General features: G+C 35.4%; 20 protein-coding genes and 2 pseudogenes. 4 read left to right on the top strand and 18 right to left on the bottom strand.

Annotated elements, in window-relative coordinates; all coding sequences use genetic code 11:
* Window positions 1-82 precede the first annotated feature (82 nt).
* From I2C87_RS02390 to aac(6'), 14 genes and pseudogenes are all read right to left on the bottom strand, one after another.
* Window positions 83-937, bottom strand: a complete 855-nt coding sequence (locus tag I2C87_RS02390) for an ADP-ribosylglycohydrolase family protein (protein ID WP_195323840.1) — start codon at window positions 935-937, stop codon at window positions 83-85.
* A gap of 21 nt (window positions 938-958) precedes the next feature.
* Window positions 959-1,744 (bottom strand): alpha/beta fold hydrolase, encoded by a 786-nt coding sequence (locus tag I2C87_RS02385; RefSeq protein WP_195323839.1) that lies wholly within the window; start codon window positions 1,742-1,744, stop codon window positions 959-961.
* A gap of 163 nt (window positions 1,745-1,907) precedes the next feature.
* A complete protein-coding gene (locus I2C87_RS02380) occupies window positions 1,908-2,981 on the bottom strand; it encodes a hypothetical protein (RefSeq protein ID WP_195323838.1) in 1,074 nt (357 codons plus the stop codon).
* 522 nt (window positions 2,982-3,503) lie between these two features.
* Window positions 3,504-4,346 carry an AraC family transcriptional regulator gene (locus I2C87_RS02375; RefSeq protein ID WP_195323837.1) on the bottom strand — a complete coding sequence of 281 codons (843 nt, stop codon included), beginning with the start codon at window positions 4,344-4,346 and terminating at the stop codon, window positions 3,504-3,506.
* A 142-nt stretch (window positions 4,347-4,488) separates the two neighbouring features.
* Complete coding sequence (locus I2C87_RS02370) at window positions 4,489-4,803, bottom strand: TfoX/Sxy family protein (RefSeq protein ID WP_195323836.1); 315 nt, start codon at window positions 4,801-4,803, stop codon at window positions 4,489-4,491.
* Window positions 4,804-4,867: 64 nt separating this feature from the next.
* Window positions 4,868-5,008 (bottom strand): annotated as a pseudogene (locus I2C87_RS02365) (glyoxalase); the annotation flags it as partial.
* A gap of 119 nt (window positions 5,009-5,127) precedes the next feature.
* The gene (locus I2C87_RS02360) at window positions 5,128-5,619 is read right to left on the bottom strand and encodes a nucleotidyltransferase (RefSeq protein ID WP_195323835.1); all 492 of its coding nucleotides are present in this window, start codon (window positions 5,617-5,619) and stop codon (window positions 5,128-5,130) included.
* A gap of 88 nt (window positions 5,620-5,707) precedes the next feature.
* A complete protein-coding gene (locus I2C87_RS02355) occupies window positions 5,708-6,460 on the bottom strand; it encodes a CPBP family intramembrane glutamic endopeptidase (protein ID WP_195323834.1) in 753 nt (250 codons plus the stop codon).
* 219 nt (window positions 6,461-6,679) lie between these two features.
* Window positions 6,680-8,362 carry an ABC transporter ATP-binding protein gene (locus I2C87_RS02350; RefSeq protein ID WP_195323833.1) on the bottom strand — a complete coding sequence of 561 codons (1,683 nt, stop codon included), beginning with the start codon at window positions 8,360-8,362 and terminating at the stop codon, window positions 6,680-6,682.
* A gap of 2 nt (window positions 8,363-8,364) precedes the next feature.
* Window positions 8,365-9,102 carry an ABC transporter ATP-binding protein gene (locus I2C87_RS02345; RefSeq protein ID WP_195323832.1) on the bottom strand — a complete coding sequence of 246 codons (738 nt, stop codon included), beginning with the start codon at window positions 9,100-9,102 and terminating at the stop codon, window positions 8,365-8,367.
* A 136-nt stretch (window positions 9,103-9,238) separates the two neighbouring features.
* Window positions 9,239-9,979, bottom strand: a pseudogene (locus I2C87_RS10145) (hypothetical protein).
* 263 nt (window positions 9,980-10,242) lie between these two features.
* Window positions 10,243-10,872, bottom strand: coding sequence for a TetR/AcrR family transcriptional regulator (locus I2C87_RS02335; protein ID WP_195323831.1), 630 nt, complete (start codon window positions 10,870-10,872; stop codon window positions 10,243-10,245).
* Between the two features lie 168 nt (window positions 10,873-11,040).
* Entirely contained in the window at window positions 11,041-11,649 is a 609-nt protein-coding gene (locus I2C87_RS02330) for a Type 1 glutamine amidotransferase-like domain-containing protein (protein WP_195323830.1), read from the bottom strand.
* 47 nt (window positions 11,650-11,696) lie between these two features.
* A complete protein-coding gene (gene aac(6'), locus I2C87_RS02325) occupies window positions 11,697-12,125 on the bottom strand; it encodes an aminoglycoside 6'-N-acetyltransferase (protein ID WP_195323829.1) in 429 nt (142 codons plus the stop codon).
* A 378-nt stretch (window positions 12,126-12,503) separates the two neighbouring features.
* On the opposite strand from aac(6'), the gene I2C87_RS02320 reads away from it, so the two are divergent.
* Genes I2C87_RS02320 through I2C87_RS02305 form a run of 4 tightly spaced genes read left to right on the top strand, consistent with a single transcriptional unit; the run spans window position 12,504 to window position 13,748 of the window.
* Entirely contained in the window at window positions 12,504-12,749 is a 246-nt protein-coding gene (locus tag I2C87_RS02320; RefSeq protein ID WP_001813542.1) for a hypothetical protein, read from the top strand.
* Window positions 12,746-13,081: a hypothetical protein gene (locus I2C87_RS02315; RefSeq protein WP_000806926.1), complete on the top strand. Its 336-nt coding sequence runs from the start codon at window positions 12,746-12,748 to the stop codon at window positions 13,079-13,081. The genes I2C87_RS02320 and I2C87_RS02315 overlap by 4 nt, the downstream gene beginning before the upstream one ends.
* Window positions 13,082-13,093: 12 nt before the next feature.
* The gene (locus tag I2C87_RS02310) at window positions 13,094-13,462 is read left to right on the top strand and encodes a hypothetical protein (RefSeq protein ID WP_000567222.1); all 369 of its coding nucleotides are present in this window, start codon (window positions 13,094-13,096) and stop codon (window positions 13,460-13,462) included.
* On the top strand, window positions 13,449-13,748 hold the full coding sequence (locus I2C87_RS02305; protein ID WP_001072467.1) for a DUF5960 family protein: 300 nt from the start codon (window positions 13,449-13,451) through the stop codon (window positions 13,746-13,748). Before I2C87_RS02310 ends, I2C87_RS02305 begins: the two co-directional genes overlap by 14 nt.
* 117 nt (window positions 13,749-13,865) lie before the next feature.
* Here I2C87_RS02305 and msr(D) read toward each other — a convergent pair whose 3' ends face one another.
* From msr(D) to rlmD, 4 genes are all read right to left on the bottom strand, one after another.
* Window positions 13,866-15,329 carry an ABC-F type ribosomal protection protein Msr(D) gene (gene msr(D), locus I2C87_RS02300; protein ID WP_000420313.1) on the bottom strand — a complete coding sequence of 488 codons (1,464 nt, stop codon included), beginning with the start codon at window positions 15,327-15,329 and terminating at the stop codon, window positions 13,866-13,868.
* Window positions 15,330-15,448: 119 nt separating this feature from the next.
* Window positions 15,449-16,666 carry a macrolide efflux MFS transporter Mef(A) gene (gene mef(A), locus I2C87_RS02295; protein WP_000417519.1) on the bottom strand — a complete coding sequence of 406 codons (1,218 nt, stop codon included), beginning with the start codon at window positions 16,664-16,666 and terminating at the stop codon, window positions 15,449-15,451.
* A 385-nt stretch (window positions 16,667-17,051) separates the two neighbouring features.
* Window positions 17,052-17,222 carry a hypothetical protein gene (locus I2C87_RS02290; RefSeq protein ID WP_000873143.1) on the bottom strand — a complete coding sequence of 57 codons (171 nt, stop codon included), beginning with the start codon at window positions 17,220-17,222 and terminating at the stop codon, window positions 17,052-17,054.
* A 514-nt stretch (window positions 17,223-17,736) separates the two neighbouring features.
* Entirely contained in the window at window positions 17,737-19,092 is a 1,356-nt protein-coding gene (gene rlmD, locus I2C87_RS02285; protein ID WP_195323828.1) for a 23S rRNA (uracil(1939)-C(5))-methyltransferase RlmD, read from the bottom strand.
* Between the last annotated feature and the right edge of the window lie 41 nt (window positions 19,093-19,133).

Raw genomic sequence — 19,133 nt, 5'->3', positions numbered from 1 at the left:
CATTAACTTTTAAGCAAAAAGCGACGAGATTGTTTCCTATCTCGTCGCTTTGCCGTTTTTAATTGTCTTTATCTAATCTCTGTTATGTTATTGAAACTTCTTGCTCCCATCGGCTAAGTACATCTTTTAAAGGATCATCTAAATAGGTATATGCTTTATCCTTAATCCAATCAGGAATACCATATGCGGCCTCTGCTATACTCCCGGTGATAGCAGCAAGAGTATCACTGTCCCCACCAAGAGAGATGGCATTGCGAATTGCATCTTCAAAATCTGTACTTTCAAGAAAAGCAATGATGGCTTGAGGTACCGTATTCTGACAGGTTTCATTAAAATGATAGTTAGGACGAATGTCATCGAGTGATTGAGAAAGGTTATATCCATACTCTTTCTCTATGTATTCCTTGATACGTCTTTTACACTCTGTAGGATAATCATTGATTGGTTGCTCGTAGTCGCTACAGTAGCCTCCAAAGTAATAACGACACATAAAGATAGCATCAGACGTCGCCATAGCTCCTTTGACACCCTCTGGATGGTTATGAGTCACTTCTGCGGAAAGTCGTGCGAGAGATCTTCTAAAAGGCCAGGCTCCTGTTCTTGCAAAGAAACCACAATCCATCACCCAAGCACAAGGAGAAACACGCATGGCAGAGCCATTGCCAAAGCTATTATAAGGGGAGCAATCATTGCTTTGAATCCATGTATTAAACCTAGGCCCGTACCCAGCATCGGGATACATTCTGCCATATTTCTTCATGGCATCAATAAAGTCATCCTTCTGACCACCGTTCATGATGGCTTCAGCAACAGCACAGGTCATAACCGTATCATCAGTGAAAAAACAATCCTCACGAAATAATGGAAAATCTTTCGTTTTAATATTGCCCCATTCGTAAACAGAACCTACAATGTCTCCTACTATTGCTCCTAACATAAGATTCCTCCTTACAGCATATCAAATTTTCAATGGGTCACTCTTTAAAAATGGTACCACCAAATCAATCCATTCTTGAGATAGGTAAGCCGATAAATAGCCGTGGTTATAGCCCTTTGCTTCATACAAGATCGTATTTGGATGTAGCTGCTGAAATAATTTTGCCGATGCTTTCACACAGTTTAATTCTTTTTCACCATAGATATACAGAACTTTCGCCTTGCTAGCAGAAATTGTGTCCTTCAACTTGTAACACCCCATATAGGTTTTGTAAATGGTCACCAATGTTTTGATAGGTGTCCTTGGCAAATCCTCCAAATAATAAGCTTTTATTTCCTCTGGATAAGCCAGTTTAGGATAGAGTTTGTCCATCATGCTTAATTGAAGTTTGCAAGAGAATTTACTGAACATCAGTTTACCAAATAGAGCTACTAGAAAGATGCTGATTTTAGCTAACCTTGGTTGAGGAATACAGAGGCTTCCATCTATGATAACCTTCTCAGCTATCTCGCTGTCTAATGACAAAAGTTCCATGGCAATTTGACCACCAAGTGAAACCCCACCAATCGCAAATACCTTCCCGCCACAGTTTGCTTTGACATAGTCTAGGATCTCCAAAGCAGAATCTTCAGTAGAAACATAATCGAGTTGATATTCTTCACCGTGGCCATTCAAAGTGGGTAGAATAACACGGTAGTCTTTTGATAAGATCCGTGCTTGACGAAGATAATTCCACCAAGAACTGCCACCGCCATGTATAAGCAAGATAGAAGGCAAATTCTTATCACCAAATTCATGGAATTTCACATTTAAACTCCTTACTGTAAGACTTTCCTAGCTACATCTTTGTTTAATCTGTTTGAATATGCAGTGATATTGCCTCAACATGTGATGCTAGCAAACATCTGTATTATAGAACTAAAGTGACTAGTCTGGCTTTGTTATTATATGATTGAGCGAATTTATCACTCTAAGAAATGTAAAAATCTACCGACAAGTCTTCATCAGATTCATGTGGTTTCCAAGCTACATTAAAACCGTATCTATCGCTCCAATCTGGATGCCAGTCGTTATAATATGGGACACGGCTATATTTGCCAAGTGTCACTTCATCCTCCTCTGATGATTCCTGACAGGTAATCCCAAACTGGATACCATCAAGTTCCCAGGAATTTCCCCAAACATATTCATCAGAAATGACATCAACCCAGCGGTAAGCGTCAATCTCAAAGTCGGTACATAACTTTAACGATTGGAAAGTACTATAGTGCATATTGTAAGGTTTGATATGTATAGCGCAGTCAACGTGATACTTTTCATAATTGGTATTCAATAGGAGAACCTTCATTGGAATGGGAACGCCATTCAGTTCCAACCACCAGTATCCAAGTTTATTGTGCAAAATATCAAAATATTCGTTTTCTACTACTGAATTAGAAAAATCATCTATTTGCAAACATCGACCTGACCTCAATAATTCCGCTGAAATCTCTTTTGCTTTCTCTTTATCAAAATCAGAATAACGCTTAATCACACGCTTTAACTTGTCAATTGGATATGAGATATCTTTTTGTGAAGCCTGATATACCTTCACAACATGAGCAACCTTTTCGACGTTGTTGATTCCAACAGGTACAACCACAAAATGGTCTTCCCTGATTGATTCATCCTCACAAATATAGGTGTACTCCTCGCCAAACTCTGAGAAAGTGACTGATGCAACTCTATAAACTACAACTGATGAATTTGAATCAGTTTCTTGATCAGTTAGCTCCTTCTCTTTACGATCTAAATCTATCCACTTATAAAAAGTATAACGATTTGGATTCTCATCCTCACCGAATACCATCAAGCTATGACAATTTGGACATTGCCAAGCATAGTACGAAGCCTCAGTAATATCATAATAATCAATCTTATTATTTTCATCTGCGGTATCCGTTATCTCTTCCCATAACTCATCCGAGAATACCGAAAAAGCATTCGGGTCTGGGGCAGCATGGTCATTCATTGGATATCCGCATTGACAAGTCCACTTACCCATAATATAACTCCTACAGCTTGTAACCAATCATACCGTTTATCGTTTTAGCCTATTATACCACGAAACAACACAAAAAACCGCAACCTTTCGATTGCAGTCTCTTACAATTCAACTTCTGTTTCTTCAAGGAAAGTTATCACAATTTGTCCAGCTTCTGAAATACTGATGTGGTTGAGAACTTGATTTATGATAACTCCATACTCCAAGAAATTTTGAAATAGATTGATAGCATGGCAGTCTATAGTATCTAGAAACCCAACTTCAACTATTACTCTGATACTTCCCCTCTATTCGAATAAAGAAGCTACTTCACGGCTTTTAGTTTTGCCTTTTCTTACAAGGGTTTTACGCTTTTACCAACAAGCTTACACACTCAACATGGAACGAGTGAACACCAAGTATGTCAAGTAGTTGAGTTGTATGCGGAAACATATCCACTAAACTATTTAACGATAGCTTGAGGTTATCGTTAAAAGGTATTACCTCGACAAACTGGAATTTTCCAGCTCGACAAGCTGGTTTTTAAGCTTTAGTTATCGGAATCCAAAGTTCCATTTTGTAGTCTTTGCTGTGCATATCACCTTCATAGTAATATTCAAAGTCAGATTTTCCTGAATGAATATAGCCATGCTCAGGGAAGAATACTTCCATTGCATATTTCCACCCGTTATGAATGCACTCCGGAACACTTCCTACTAATTCTACAACTGCATACTCTGCTTCTTCCACTTCCAAAACATCTAAGCCCATACTTGTGGCTTTGTCTACATCATTAACGATATAACCAGCCATATAATTTATTGTGCTTGGATTTTCCACATCATGGCAAACGCCCATACTTTGACCGCTTCCTAAACTTGCAAGTTCATCGTGGCTATATTTTTCATATAGCTTATCCCAAATACTCGGACATAATGATGAATTGATGTTTTGTTCATTGATTCCAGCAACTGTAAATGCTTTTTTCTTTTGAATTGTAATATTCATGCTTCTTCCTCCTCTTACACTTAGTGCTAATTGCACCCGTGAAACTAATTTAAATGGTTTCCCGTTTCTCACCTCTGAAGGAGTAAATCCATGAAAATTCTTAAAAGCTGTTCCAAATGAATCCGATGACTCGTATCCGAATTTGAAAGCAACATCAATAATCTTTTCATCCGTATCTCTTAATATAACGGCTGCTTCCGTTAATCTTCTACTTCTTAAATATTCTGAGAGCGTTGTTTCAGTCAGAATAGAAAACAAGCGACTGAACATTGAATACGAATATCCTGATAACTGAGTTACTTTCTTTTCATCAATCTCATCATCAAGAACTGTTTCAAGGTAATCAATCGTATTGTTAAACGACTTGATAATATTCATTTCGATTCCTCCTTTCTTTCGGTTTATTTTAGTATAGAGGAAGATTTCTTTTCTTACCCTACAATATCCGTACAAGTTTTGTAGGTTTCATCTCATAGAAACTTATACCTTGCTAAGTTCAACAAACTGTAGCCTGTTTGTCTCATTTAGCTTTCTTGGGTTTCTTTTCTGGCAGTTCCGCATACATACCTTTCAGTAGTTCAGTAATCAAATCCATATCCTCAAATCTGTCGAATGCATACATCAATGTCTTTGAACCCTCATACGGATAACGCAATTCTGAGTCTGCAAGAAGTTTGTCCGATGTCGGCGTTCTCTTTAAAAATAGTTCATTATCGCAAATGTCACCTATCAGCTTACCGTTAAAATATATAAGGTATCCGCCCATCATGGATCTTATGACAATATTACCTGCTGCGGAAAAAATCTCACGAACAAATTCATTAAATTCATTCACTATGATTACCTCCTTCAAAATCTAATATTCCTTACTTTATGGCATACTCTTTCCCTATTTATCCTCAAAATTTCAGCAATCCATTTTCATCAAATTGAAAATTTGGTCCCCATGAAACTTCCCAATAGTATCCATCTAAATCCGAAAAATATGCGTGATATCCACCCCAAAAAACTTCCTGTGGCTCTTTTACAATTTTTCCACCTGCTTTTCATTACTAATTCTAGTACTCGCCAATATAGTATAAATTATATAACCAATAAAAATGATAATAAAAATAACATAGCAGCCAGTCTTACAACTTACTACTTTTCATATGATAATTTACAAATGTCTTTCCAGCCACTCGATCTTTTTAAAATCCTTATTGTTATTGTGATCATTTCGATAGGAGTCTTGAGAAGAAGCTTTGTAAATACTTAGATACTGCTCCAGACTTGGAAGACGAAAAGTGATGCCTTCAATGTGAATAAGCTCTATATCCGATTCCGAAACTCCTGCAAAATCAAGTAAGGAATCGATACTTCCAAATTCAACACTCACTCTATCCTTTTGGAATTCATGCTCATGAATATCTATTAAGACATAGCCTAAGTCTTTCATCACTTTCATTATCTTGTCCCAGTCATAAATTCTGAGATGATCAGGTGCTTCCCAACCTCTAGGGTCACCAGGCACATGAATGTCAATGTCAGACGGCCCCCAATTTTCTTTCGTTCTAAACTCCAATCCCAAAGACCCCATCAGTGTCGGTTTAATTCCGACTCGATTTAAATGGAAACAAATGGTTTTAAATTCTTCAAATAAGAGACTCATGTATACTCTAAACCTTTCATATAAATGTTCGTTATTTCTACTTTATTACCTTGAACAAAATCATCTTCATTTTCTAGAGTGTATCCATTTATTTTGGATACAAATTCTTTTTCTTACTAATTCTATTACTTGCTAATATTGTATAAATTAAATAAGCTATAAAAATGATAATAAAAGTAAGATTAATCTTCAACACAAAATAGAGATTTAACAAATTTGCGAACGCATGAAATAAAATACAATACCCCACAGATTGCGTTTGACGGTAAAGAAGCCCTAAAACAAAACTTAAAAATAACGTATATATAAAAAATAAAATAAAAGGAAATCCTTGATGACTTTCTCCAACAATAAACCATAAAGGCAGATGCCATATCCCCCAAATTAATCCTACAATAAAATTAGATTTCCAATAAGTATATTTTTTATCAAGTAAGGGTTGTAGTATGCCTCTCCATCCTAATTCTTCGTGACCACCACCAAAAAAGATTAATTGAATAAAGAATAGTGGCATCAGGTAAATTGATACTCCGTTTAATTCTAAGGAAGATACAGAAAATAGTATCAAAATTGCTAACAAATGAATAATGAAATAAATACTACTATTTTCTTTCTTACTAAATACAAAATGTTTAAATTTTATATTATTCCTTTTCAAATAAAAGCCACTTGCAATAGCTGGTCCAAGTGCACCTACTATATGTAATGATCTCCCTATAATCGTTTCTAATCCCAAAATATGAGATTGCGTAATTATGGCGAGAAGCCCCCATGTTATATAAGTAATTCCAAATGTAATATAAAGATAATTTTTTAAATTCCTTTTATCAATTTCTGTCATTTCATCTCCATATCTTGATTATTTTAAATGTAATATTTTCTGCTTCTTAGTTACTCTCGATTATAACTACCTATATTCTATCACAAAAATGCAAAAAAAGCCTTACAATCAAGGCTTTACAGTATCCCTTTCGTTACAAGGTTTTTACACTTTTACCAGCAGACCTACACACTCAACATGTGGTGCTAGTAAACTTCTATATTATAGAACGAAAGAGAATTACACACTCAACTCAAACAACTTATAAAACTCACCTCTCCTATCCATCAAGTCACCAAAAGAACCATCTTCAACAATGATGCCACCATTCATAAAGAGAATTCTATCGTATTTTTTCAAAATGTTCTCATTCAACTTGTGGGTTACTACAAGTGCAGTCAAATCTTGAATATCCAGGATTGAATTTTCAATTTCAGTAGTTACTTGATTATCCAAAGATGAGGTTGCCTCGTCCAATAATAAAATTGGTGTTTTTCGAATCAAGGCACGCGCAATACTAAGTCTTTGTTTTTGTCCACCAGATAGATTTGAGCCATTCTCTCCACATAAAGCTTGTAGACCAGATTCATTTTCTAAAACATAACTTTCTAAACCTGACTGATTTACAGCTTGCTTTATTTCCTCATCAGTGAAGGATTGATTAAGAGTAATATTTGCTCTTAAAGTATCATCAAAAATATAAACGTCTTGCTGAACAATAGTCATTAAGTTATAAAGACTCTCTGCTGAAATAGCTTGTATATCTTGATTATCAATTGAAATATGTCCACTTGTTACATCGTAAAAACGCAGTAATAGATTGAGCAAAGTCGATTTCCCACTCCCTGACATTCCTACAATTGCAATTTTTTCTCCTTTTTTAATCTTCAAAGATAAATGATTAAAAATTTTTTCTTCAGTATTAGGATAAGAAAAATCTATATTTGAGAAAGAAATAACATCATCGAAATATTCTTTCATTTTACCAGTTTGAAGTTCGATTACATCTTTTACCTCAAATGCATCTAGTGTTGCCTGACCTTCACGGAATTTACTCATTCCCATACCAACTTCATTTAGTGGCATTACTACAAAATTGACCAGTTGAACAATAGCTGTTACACTTCCAATTGTGGTATAGCCATTAAAAACAAGATACATTCCTCCACCAAAGGCTACTAAAAAAACAATCATCCCCGAAAGCTGCGAAATAACATTAGCTAAGACATCAAATTTTCCTTTCATAAAATATATCTCATCCAATTTTTCGCTTTCATTTCTGTAATCTTGACGGATAGCCTCTTTCACATTAAAACTTTTTATAACTAGAAACCCTGCTAAAATATCTTTAACCTTAGCTAAATACTTCTGATCGGCAATCATGGCACTCTTTTGAAGATAAGCTGATTTTTGTCCAATGAATCCAGAAATCATCATTGGAATAATGCTAGCAATGATAACCAATAAGGTCAAATACCAATTACCTATAAACATAGCTAGGAGCGAAAAAATCATTAAGGAAAGGTTTTTTGAAATATTAAAATACTGGTGTAGATAATCTTGCTCAATTTTCTTCATATTTTCGGTTAATACAGAAATAAATTTCCCTGATTTTTCTTTAGAAAAGTCTCTATAATCCCTATCTAAAATAGATTGGAACACCTTATTTTTGTATCTTGACATGATTTGCCTAACAAGTCTATTTTTCAATCGAAGAGATATAAAGTTGAGTCCTGCATAGATGAAAATAACAGTAGCCCCTATTAGTACCGCTTGAGTTAAGGCATCTTCATTTTGGGACATACCACTATCAATAATACCTTTAATAGAATAAGCAAAAGCAATATTAGTTAAAGGGACCAGTATATTAAATATCATGAAAGCATAAAAAGCCTTCTGATGGTTCTTTATCAATTGTTTCATCCTTAATCTACCTCATAATTCTTAATTTCATTGAGAAAATGTGACATAAAATATTCTTCTAAGTCAATATTCTTTCTCCTAATCTCTTTCATAGAAACCTGTTCTACCATTTCTCCATTTTTGATAAAACCAATCTTATCTGCTATCTGTGAAATTTCCGATAATATATGACTCGATATTAGTACTGTAATTCCATGCTCCTTAGAAAGCGACAACAAAAGATTTCGAATTTCTTGAATTCCTATTGGATCTAAACCATTGATTGGCTCATCTAAAATTAACAATTTAGGTTTTGTTAGAAAGGCACGAGCTAACCCAAGCCTTTGCCTCATTCCTAACGAAAAATCTTTTACTTTTTTAGTCGTATTTTTTAATCCGACCATTTTTAAGGCTCTTATTATATCTGATTCAGTAATAGTTTTCCCCATATACTGTGCGTGAATTTCCAAAATTTCTTTTGCAGTGAAGTTTTCGTAAAAACTTGGTGTTTCAATAATACTTCCAACCTGACTTAGGATTTCTTCTCTGTGTTCTTGTAGATTTTTTCCAAAAATTTCAATACTACCTGATGTAATAGTTGATAAGGATAACATACATTTCATTAAAGTTGTTTTCCCTGCACCATTTGGTCCTAAAAAACCATAGATTTCTCCTTCAGCAATTTGAAGGTTAATACCACTTAAAACTTCTTCCTTATCAATTGTTTTAAAAACTTCTTTTATTTCAACAATATTTCTCATTTCTATCTCTCTTTCTATATCCAGCTTAAAATGCAAGAATTTTTCTCCCGGAGCATAAATATTAATTTATACAGTCTCTTTTTTTTATAGAAATTATTAAGGAATTATCACTTTCCTTCAATTAAACTTAGGTATGCTACTTGATACTAATATCTTGTCTTGAAATATTAAAAATTGAAAATGAAGTAATCATTAAACTTATGAAACTTGCAAATATCAAAAAGAATAAGCTATCAGCAATATTATTAGATAAACTTCCTGGACTTATATTCGAAAGTAATGCTGCTAAACTAAGTCCTGTAAGCATTGTTATAGCTGTTGAATGCTTAATCATACCTAAAACAAATGGTAGTAACCCTATTAGTACTGTTCCAAACGTTATTCCAGCTAAGTTAATTAATTGATTAGCTACAGGAATATAACTAGATTCAGTTACAACAGCCATGAATCTAATGAATAATTGAATCACTAAATGTGCAGAAAAATGGGCAATAAATTATATTAGAATGACTGAAAGAATTTTTCCCCATAGTAATTTTATTTTAGAAATAGGGTAAGAAAACAACTGAAAAATTGTTCTTCGTTTAAATTCATCAATGATGATCGTAGATAATAAATAAGATTCAAAAATCAAAAATGCGGCTTTTGTAAATAAAGATGAAAACAATGATGCTACAATTGCCCAACCTTCCCATTTCCCAGTAATTCTAATAAGATTAGAATCCTGTCCAGTGAATTCTCCTAGTTTATTGTCAGTACCTAACCCCATAATAATGATTGCTGTAATACCTAACACTATAAATAAGGTACACAACCAGGCTAAAAATAATTTAGATTTAGAAACTTTATTTAATTCAATTTTAATAAGCGACAACATAGATTCTTTCCTCCGAAGTGTAAATAAAGAATAAACTATTCAAACTAATCTCAACAAATATTTAATACAATAGCACATAGATACATACTGTTGGTATGTATGTGCTAAAAAACAAACATACCCATGGTATGTAAAATAGGATTTTAATAACACACATAAAGTATGTTATTTTTTTAAGTATCAAAATGTAAAATAGATCGTTCAATTGATATTACATAGATAGAAATTAGTATTAACAAGCATGTCATGCAACTACTTATTTCCTATTTTTTTAAGTGATCAAATAACTTGAAAATAACCTCCATCATTTCATTAGTAATTAACTGTACCCCTAGACCTTCAAAAGTAAGTTTAATGAAATTCATTTTACGCTTTAATTCCACTAATGAAAAAACGGAAATTTGAAAACCAATCCAAATATTTAGAGTTAAAACAATTAAATCTGCTAGCTCTTCTGGATATTCTGTTTTAATAGACCCATCTTCAACGCCTTCGTAAACTTTTTCTCTAATTTCGGGTAAAAAATCAGAAAATAGACCTAGATACTGCTCTCCCAATAAGCGTGGACTTCTTAGCATAATTGAAGCAGAGTAAACGAGCCTTTGGTGTTCAAAGTTAGAGAAAGAATCCATCAAAGAATTTTGTATCTTTTCTAATCCAGTATTTCCTCTCCAATTATAATTTAAAATTTCTTGATTATTTTCGCTAATGATCGTTTGCAAAATATCATATTTAGACTCAAAATGATGATAAATAACACCTTTCGTCAATCCACCTAAGCCATCTATGATATCTTGTATTGACGTATTATCAAATCCTTTTTCTAAAAATAAATCTTTAGAGACCTCTAGTATTTTTTTTCTAGTTTCATGTGAGTTTCTATTTCTTGCCATTCCAGTCCCTTTCTATCATACCAATGGTATGTAACTTCTATTGTAGTGGACGAAACTAATAATGTCAAGTTCTTTATTGGAATATAACAAAAAGCCTTAATTCAAGGCTTTTCATTAAACAGTACGTCTACATTTTAGTATCCTAGATCCAGAATTACATAATGAAAATTAGTCAATTTTCTCAATAATGTTTCCAAGTTTATCTAATACAAGACAGGAATAATCATTTAGTGGAATTATGGGAACATTAACGAGTTCTTCAGCTCTATCCTTATTAGCTTTATCATTCCAGGAATCATAATGGACACTAATTAAAAACTGACTAAAGAGTCCTAATCCATTTTTTATCTTTATCTGATGATCTGAATGATCATTAGGTGAGACATAGACTTTTTCTCCTAATAATAGGGCTCCTGCAGAAAATCCCATAACTTTCGTCCCTTTATTCAGCATGCGATCGATATAATTTATGAACTGCTGATTGATGTAAGTAGCTAGATACTTTTCTGTATTTCCACCACCGATGATAATGACATCAGCATCTATATAGCTATCAAAATCAATCTGCTCAGTGTCCAAGAGTATGTAATCAGTGTTTAGGTTAGGAAAATGGCTTTGGAAAACTTCCGTGTACTTTTTCATATACGGTTCCCAATTTTCTCGATAAACTGTAAAAATGACAATTCTTCCGATCTTCCTTGATGACACAATTTTATGAACAATCGTATGGTTCTTTATCGGCGGATTTCCACCCATCAAAAAAATTTGTTCGCCCAATCTTTCACACTTCCTAAAGATACATAAATTTTGACCACGTTCTGAAATTATAATTTCTTCTTAAAATGAATAATTCTATTTGCCTCCTGAAATCCAATATTGAGATGAAATCTTATAGAATCAGTATTCGTTAAAGTACAATCACTTGCAAATTCCTTACATCCTTTATTTTTCGCCCATTCCTCACATTTTGCACAGAGATTTTTAGCAATATCCTTTAAACGATATTCCTCGTCGACAATAATCCCTTCTAAGAATCCAACAGGACTATATTTACAACCTTCAACATAATCAAATCTGAGTGAACATAGTGCTAACCCTACAATTGTGTCACCTTTAACTTCTGTAAAGATTGCAGTATTTTTGCCATTCGTATATTTTTTTACTTCATCAATAGCTTCTTTATCGGTCAATTGGGGCCATAATTGTTTCATTAGTTTAGCCGTTTTTATAGAATCTTTTGTTATTCCATCCATATTGATGTTCCTCCGCAAATTACAGGCAAATGTTTCAAATCATGCTGTTACTTTGTTACTCATTGATTGACACCAATACCATCCCCTTCTATTTATCGCTGTCTCAGATTGGAAGAGCAGTGATACTGCCTCAACTTGTGCTGAGAGCTTTCTTCTATACTAATAGACGAAAGGGTGTGAAAATGATTTTTAAATGATACTGTGGAACGGAACAGTAGCCCTAGTATTGACTACTGTCGTTTCTATTCATATTGGCTATTCTAGGACTGAGATGAAAAAATCTATAAATGCTCAGAATAAAATTGAACCCGCAAATCTCCCCAAAACAATGGTGAGTCATGTACTTGTATTATTCCGAAAAAATACACCTCTGGTGCAGTGAGACAAATTGGTGTATCTTATAGTGGCTTCGTAGATGAAAGCTATACTCTACTATCACTCTTTGATGATGTAGAACAAATTGAAAAAGATAATAGACTTCAGACAGCTATTGATGTTGTCAGAGAACAGTTTGGTTTTTTAGCCATACAAAAAGGAACCGTCCTAACTGAAGGTTCCAGAAATATTGAACGCAGTAAACTTATCGGTGGTCATTCCGCGGGTGGATTGGAGGGATTAAAATGAAACAAGAAAAAAATACAGTACAATTTTCAGAAATCCGTAGCAAAGGATGTAATGATATTGAAATGCTTGAAAGATTTTTACATGGAATCGTTGAAACAGCAACTTCAAAACTTCGTCAGAGAAAACTCAAAACAACTGAAATATCGATACGACTAGTACATGCTAAATCTGAAAACCGATTACCATTGGAATTTACATTTAGCATTAAGCCAACAAGCTCATCTGTGATAATCTATACTGAGGTAATCAATCGCTTTAAAGAATGTTACACAGGTGGGGGAATTCAAGGTTTTACGATTCAATTTGATAAAAATACCCTTGCCTCTGCATAGAAAGGATTTGATATGATTGACCGTTCATATTTACCATTTCAATCAGCAAGAGAGTACCAGGATACAAAGATGCAAAAATGGATGGGCTTTTTCCTATCTGAACATGCATCAGCACTCTCTGATGATACAAACAAAGTAACGTACATGTCTGACTTATCACTAGAGAAGAAATTATTACTCCTCAGTCAAGTATACGCCGGGCAGCTACGCACACGCATTCAAGTGATTGAAAAAAACAAGCGTGTTTCCTACACTGGAACAATACCAAGTCTGACCAAAGATTTCATTTTGATAAAAACTACAACAGGTCACATCAATTTGAAATTAAAAGACATTATTAGTATTGAACTTGTCGAGGAGGTGCTCTATGAATCAGCTTGAGTTTCAGCGTAATCACCTACAAATGGACTATTATAGCGAGAGCTACCAAGATTTTGAACGTGACTTCTACCGCTACTCTAACATGAATATTCCATTGACCTTCCTAACTGATGATATCCTAAAAACAATGGCGACTTCACGTAAGAATTACTTTGTCCTCAATAAGGAAAAGTCCAGAGATAACCGCGATCACTTCTTCATATTTGAAGTAAGTACCGTAGATGAGAATCCGCTAATCTATCATTATACATATAAGAAAACTACAATATATTTAGCAGAAAAATAGGAGCAGTTCAATTGACTGTTCCTATTTTTAATATTCATAAAATCTAAAGTCTTTATACTCTTTAACAATGGAGTCGCCAACCAGAACAGACTATACTGACCAGCGACTACCTTAAATTTAATGTTTCAGATTTATTTTCTTATCTCTAATTTCATAAACTACATCTGCTACATTTTCGAGTAATCGTTTATCGTGGGTGATAAACACGATAGTTCCGGTGTACTCCTTCATTAGTATTTCCAAAGCCTCTAAACTTGGTATGTCAAGGAAGTTACTGGGTTCATCCATTATTAGGATGTTATATCTACCCATGAGCATTTTAGCAAGCAACAATTTTATAATTTCTCCACCGCTTAAAACAGATAAACTTTTTCCAATATCGTTCTGTTTGAACCCCATAGATGCTAGCACTGAACGAATTTCTGATATATTGTAGTCACAATCCTTCTGCATAAACTCCATAACATTCTGATTACTGTTGTACTTGTAACCATTCTGTGCAAAGTAACCTATTTTTGCCTTAGGCGAAATAGAAATTCCTTCTTCATGGTTTAAGATCATTTGGATTAAAGTTGTTTTTCCGATTCCATTACCACCAGTTAACGCCACTTTTGCTCCTAACGGAATTTGAAAAGATGCATTTTCAAACAGAGCCTTATCCCCAAATACTTTATTAATTTCTGCACCGACTATAGGGTATGGATTATGGAGCTCCAATGCTTTACTTTGCCTGAAACGAATTCTGCGAATGCCTTCCGGAGCTTCTACTTTTCCTAAGGCCGCAATCCTGTGCTCTAGGGTTTTAGCAGCATTATACATCTTTTTTTCCTTACTTCCTATTGATTTTTGATGAGCTAAACGCCCTCCGTCTTCAGTACTTTTTTTCTTTGAAGAACCTTTTGCCTTCTGTTCTATTTTACGAGCCTGTTTTCGCTTTTCCTCCGCAGCCCTTTCCAATCGGGCACGTTCCGCAATAAATTGTTCGTATTCTGCAGCTTGGCTCTTACGTTCTTCCTCTTTCTGACGAAGATAATCAGAATAGTTTCCCCAATACTCAGTGATTTTGCCATCTTTCAGTTCCCATATTTTATCTACTATTTCATCAAGAAAATAGCGGTCATGGCTAATAACTAACAGTGCACCTGTAAAATATTTTAGCTGTCCTATTAGAAAATCAATTCCTTCACGGTCTAAATGGCTCGTAGGTTCATCCGCTAAAATACCATGAACCTGTGCCGATAAGGCCTGTGCTATTTTAAGCCTTGTTTCTTCACCACCGCTCATAGTCTGTATATTTAATTGCTCAACACCTAGCTTGCCTACAAGTGCAAAATCTTTTTCCTCCTGCAGAGTTACTTCGTCCAACTGGGGAATATAGGCAAGTTCACCCAGACGATTCATTTTACATCCTGGGGGAGTTAATTCTCCTAAAAGTACCCTGAGTAAAGTGCTTTTTCCAGCACCATTTGCTCCTACTAAACCAATACGGTCATAATCATATACTTCTAATTCATTTATATCTAAAACATCGCGTCCTTTGAATTCCACACGAATGTCTTTTGCTTTTAATATTAATTCCATAACATTTCCTCCTGTCTATAATCGCATGCTTTCATTTGCTTGTATGCAGGGAAAACCCTGCGATTTTAGCAGGAAGAGTTACATGAAAATAAGATACATAAATATTCCTCCAATATTGTTTATTTTAAATCTAATTTTCTAACCTCAGTTATCATTTGGCAAACTATAGCAATGCCAATAATTAAAATACCTGATAGTAAAAACCAATGATTTACACCGATTTTATCAGCAAAGAATCCAGAAAGAATTAACCCAATTGGCATAGCAAGTGACATGATACTTCCGATCAAAGAAAATACACGTCCTAAATATTCAGGCTTAATTTTCTCCTGAAAAAGAGCTGTTTGCACACCGCTATAAAATGGCACCGAAAGCCCCATTATTGCACAGCAAACTACGAATATTACAAATCCATTTGGAGGAAGTATTCCCGAAACGGCTAAACTGGTCCCCATTATAAAAAATGAACTTGTTATTAGTAATACATGCTTTTCGAAGCCCCCTAATCTTCCTAATAATAAGCCTCCTGCTAGCATCCCAAATGCAAAGGAAATTTCCGTAATAGAAATATGCACAGGCGTTCCATTAAAGTGTTCCATGCTTATTAAAGGAAATAGTGCATTGATTGGCATATAAACAAAAGTATATAGTGTTCCTAAGAGTAATAAGGCAAACAATCCTTTGTTTTGTCTCAGAACCACAACTCCTTCTTTCATCTCCCTTATGAAATTTGGTTCTAAACTTTGCACTTGATTACCCAGCTTAGGTATACGTACAATTGCTACCGTAATAGATGCAATCACAGCACCCAATACGTCGATGGCAATAATAGCATTTAAATCCCAAACGGAGTATAAGAGTGCTGCAACTGCCGGACTAACAATATAGCTTATAGACTGCAAAGACTGACTATAGCCTGCGCATTTCGTTAGCTGTTCTTCTGGTACTAAAAGTGGTGTAACCGCATTGAGTGCTGGGGTATGAAAAGCTGTTCCAATGCTACGGATAAACAATACTATCATAATCATCCAGACAGGTAGCTCCATACAGAATGCAACAATAGCAAGCACTGCACCAGCTGCTGCGATAATTAAATCGGCACCAATCATTATCTTCTTCCTATCATGACGATCCACTAGCACACCAATGGCAGGTCCCAAAATCGCATAGGGTAAAAAACCTACTAATGAAGCCATAGACAAGACCATCGCAGATCCTGTTTTTTCTGTAAGGTAAAAAATAATCGCCATTTGCAGGATGGCACTAGTGATTAATGATACTGCTTGCCCTGCCCATATTGCATAAAATTTTCGTTTCCAATTGTTGTATTTTTCCATTTATATTATCTCCTGCATATTATTTTGCTTGAATTTCTATTTTGAATAGCATTCTAGGCAATAAAAAATGCAGGCCAAACCCCACAATGTGGCTTTTGGTCTGCATACATACAATTTGGAAACATTCATATTAAAGACATAGTTAAATAAAGGTATAGTTAAATAACCAATATCCTCACCGTAACTAATGAATGCTCAATATCGTATAAATAAGCACAACAAAAAAGCCTATCATCGGGTATAGATTCTGCTTTTTTTATTGCCAGCTTATCTTAAACGCATTGAGGCTGTCATAGTTTCGGTTCCTCCTACATCTTTGTTTATATCAATTTATAGTATAACACAACAAGATGATATGTTCAATATAAAAGTTATGGAATGAGACTCATACTTCCAATTCGATGCCAGATTTAAAGGATATGACGAAGTTTTCTTCATAGACTGTAACGCTCTGGATTATCTTCCTTAGTAGCAAGCGATTAGCTTTCACAAAATCTTCTGTTTGTAGTTTTAAAAATTCATCAGGATTTTCTAACTCAACCTCAAAATATTTCATTTTACATTCCCTCATTTCATTTATTGATAAATTGAGTTTGCAAAAAAGAGTGGACAATTTTTGTCTACTCTTAACCTTTAAAATAGTTTTTTTTAATCGATTTGAAGTTGCCTAAATTATTACTTATTCGGTAAAATGAAGTATTGCTTTCAACAGATTTCCTTCAACTACACTTCACTTGATTCAAACAAGGTGGGTACATTTCTATTCCCACAAACTCCTTGTCAATGGAAACAAACACGTACCCACAGGGTAAATGGAAATAGAAACTGATAATTTCTAGCTATCACTTCTACTCATTCCAAAAATTTTCTCACTCTGATACTTACCCACCATAAAGCAAAAAGCCTTGCAATCAAGGCTTTCATTATCCCTTTCGTTCAAAGGTTTCTAAGCTTTTACGAGCAGAGCGACACACTCAGCGGTTCGCTATCTCCGTTCTGTCTGCGTGCTAGCACTTGTCAATCACGGACAGCTATCGCATGGGCGGAAGTAAATGCTAATCTTCGTCGTTTTACTCCTTGACTAGCAAACTTACCGCCTCAACATGATGCGTTTGCGGAAAAAGATCCACCGGCTGTACTTTCTTCAATTCATAGCCCAATTCTTGGTAGAGTTTGATATCACGCGCCATGGTCGCGACGTTACAGGAGATATAAGCAATCCGGTCAGCGCCTGTTTGGGCACTTGCTTTGATGAAGCTTTCGGTCAAGCCCTTGCGTGGTGGGTCGACTAGGATAGCAGTTGGTTGGATGCCTTCCTTGAGCCAATTCTTCATAGCATTTTCTGCTGTATCACAAACATAGTGGGCATTGGTGATGCCATTTAAACTAGCATTCTTCTGGCTATTCTCCACTGCTTCTGGGATGACCTCTACCCCATAGACTTCCTTGACATGCTTGGCAACTGACAAGCCAATGGTCCCAATTCCGGAGTAGGCGTCAATCACGACATCATCTTCTCTTAACTCCGCAAAGTCAATGGCTGTCTGATAGAGCTTCTCTGCCATTTCTGTATTGACCTGGTAAAAGGCTGGTCCAGAGATTTGGAAGCTATTGTCCAACATTTGATCGGTAATATAGTCTTGACCGTAGAGAACCCGCCATTCTTTTCCAAAAATGGCATTGGTATTCTGATCGTTGATATTTTGCATAACAGATTTGATGGCTGGGAATTGCTTGATTAACTGCTCGAGAAACTGGTCCACACGGAAAACCTTGGGACGAGTGGTGACCAAAATGACCATGATTTCTCCTGAATGGTGACCTCGGCGGACCACAAGATTGCGAATCAAGCCAGACTGTTCCTTTTCATCATAAGGCTTGAGGTCAAACCGACGAATCAAATCTCGAAGAGCCAAGACCACTTGGTCAATGACTGGATCTTGGATATAGAAGTCTTCGATCGGCATCAAATCATGAGAGTTCTTGCGAAAGAAACCTGTCTCTACCTGACCATTGACACGACGGACAGGAACCTGGGCCTTGTTGCGATACTGGACGGGATGGCCCATCCCCAAGGTCAGGGGCACTTCGATATCAGAGATTCCTGCCATCTTGTAAAGGCTATCCTTAACCTGCTTGGCCTTGAATTTCAGCTGCTCCGGATAAGCTAGGTGGCCCAAGTCAGCAATGCCGCTTCGCAAGTAAGCCAGGTCTAGCTCTTCATTGCGGTGAGGAGATTTTTCCAAGTACTCCTCTACTTTTCCGTAGCCGATTTTCTTGTTGACCTTGAGCACGCGCATGCGGATGACTTCTCCTGGCAGGGCATTCTCCACAAAAAAGACCAGGCCATCGACCTTAGCCACTCCTGCTCCTTCGTGTGTCAAATCGACAATCTCAACCGTTACAATTTCGTTTTTCTTTAACATGGTGTTCAATCTTTCTACAAATTAAAAGGGATGGAGTTTTC

The sequence above is a fragment of the Streptococcus sp. 1001283B150225_161107_H12 genome (assembly GCF_015552665.1).
In the GTDB taxonomy this organism is placed as follows: Bacteria; Bacillota; Bacilli; order Lactobacillales; family Streptococcaceae; genus Streptococcus.
The sequence above is the reverse complement of the archived record's forward strand: the minus strand, read 5'-3'. Positions and strand labels throughout refer to the sequence as shown.

Coding starts and splice junctions, on each gene's coding strand:
- I2C87_RS02305 (WP_001072467.1), top strand. CDS start 13,449: ATGAATCAGCTTGAGTTTCAGCGTAATCACCTACAAATGGACTATTAT.
- I2C87_RS02375 (WP_195323837.1), bottom strand. CDS start 4,346: ATGAATATTATCAAGTCGTTTAACAATACGATTGATTACCTTGAAACA.
- I2C87_RS02310 (WP_000567222.1), top strand. CDS start 13,094: ATGATTGACCGTTCATATTTACCATTTCAATCAGCAAGAGAGTACCAG.
- I2C87_RS02315 (WP_000806926.1), top strand. CDS start 12,746: ATGAAACAAGAAAAAAATACAGTACAATTTTCAGAAATCCGTAGCAAA.
- I2C87_RS02345 (WP_195323832.1), bottom strand. CDS start 9,102: ATGAGAAATATTGTTGAAATAAAAGAAGTTTTTAAAACAATTGATAAG.
- I2C87_RS02390 (WP_195323840.1), bottom strand. CDS start 937: ATGTTAGGAGCAATAGTAGGAGACATTGTAGGTTCTGTTTACGAATGG.
- I2C87_RS02360 (WP_195323835.1), bottom strand. CDS start 5,619: ATGAGTCTCTTATTTGAAGAATTTAAAACCATTTGTTTCCATTTAAAT.
- I2C87_RS02350 (WP_195323833.1), bottom strand. CDS start 8,362: ATGAAACAATTGATAAAGAACCATCAGAAGGCTTTTTATGCTTTCATG.
- I2C87_RS02380 (WP_195323838.1), bottom strand. CDS start 2,981: ATGGGTAAGTGGACTTGTCAATGCGGATATCCAATGAATGACCATGCT.
- I2C87_RS02355 (WP_195323834.1), bottom strand. CDS start 6,460: ATGACAGAAATTGATAAAAGGAATTTAAAAAATTATCTTTATATTACA.
- rlmD (WP_195323828.1), bottom strand. CDS start 19,092: ATGTTAAAGAAAAACGAAATTGTAACGGTTGAGATTGTCGATTTGACA.
- I2C87_RS02335 (WP_195323831.1), bottom strand. CDS start 10,872: ATGGCAAGAAATAGAAACTCACATGAAACTAGAAAAAAAATACTAGAG.
- I2C87_RS02290 (WP_000873143.1), bottom strand. CDS start 17,222: ATGAAATATTTTGAGGTTGAGTTAGAAAATCCTGATGAATTTTTAAAA.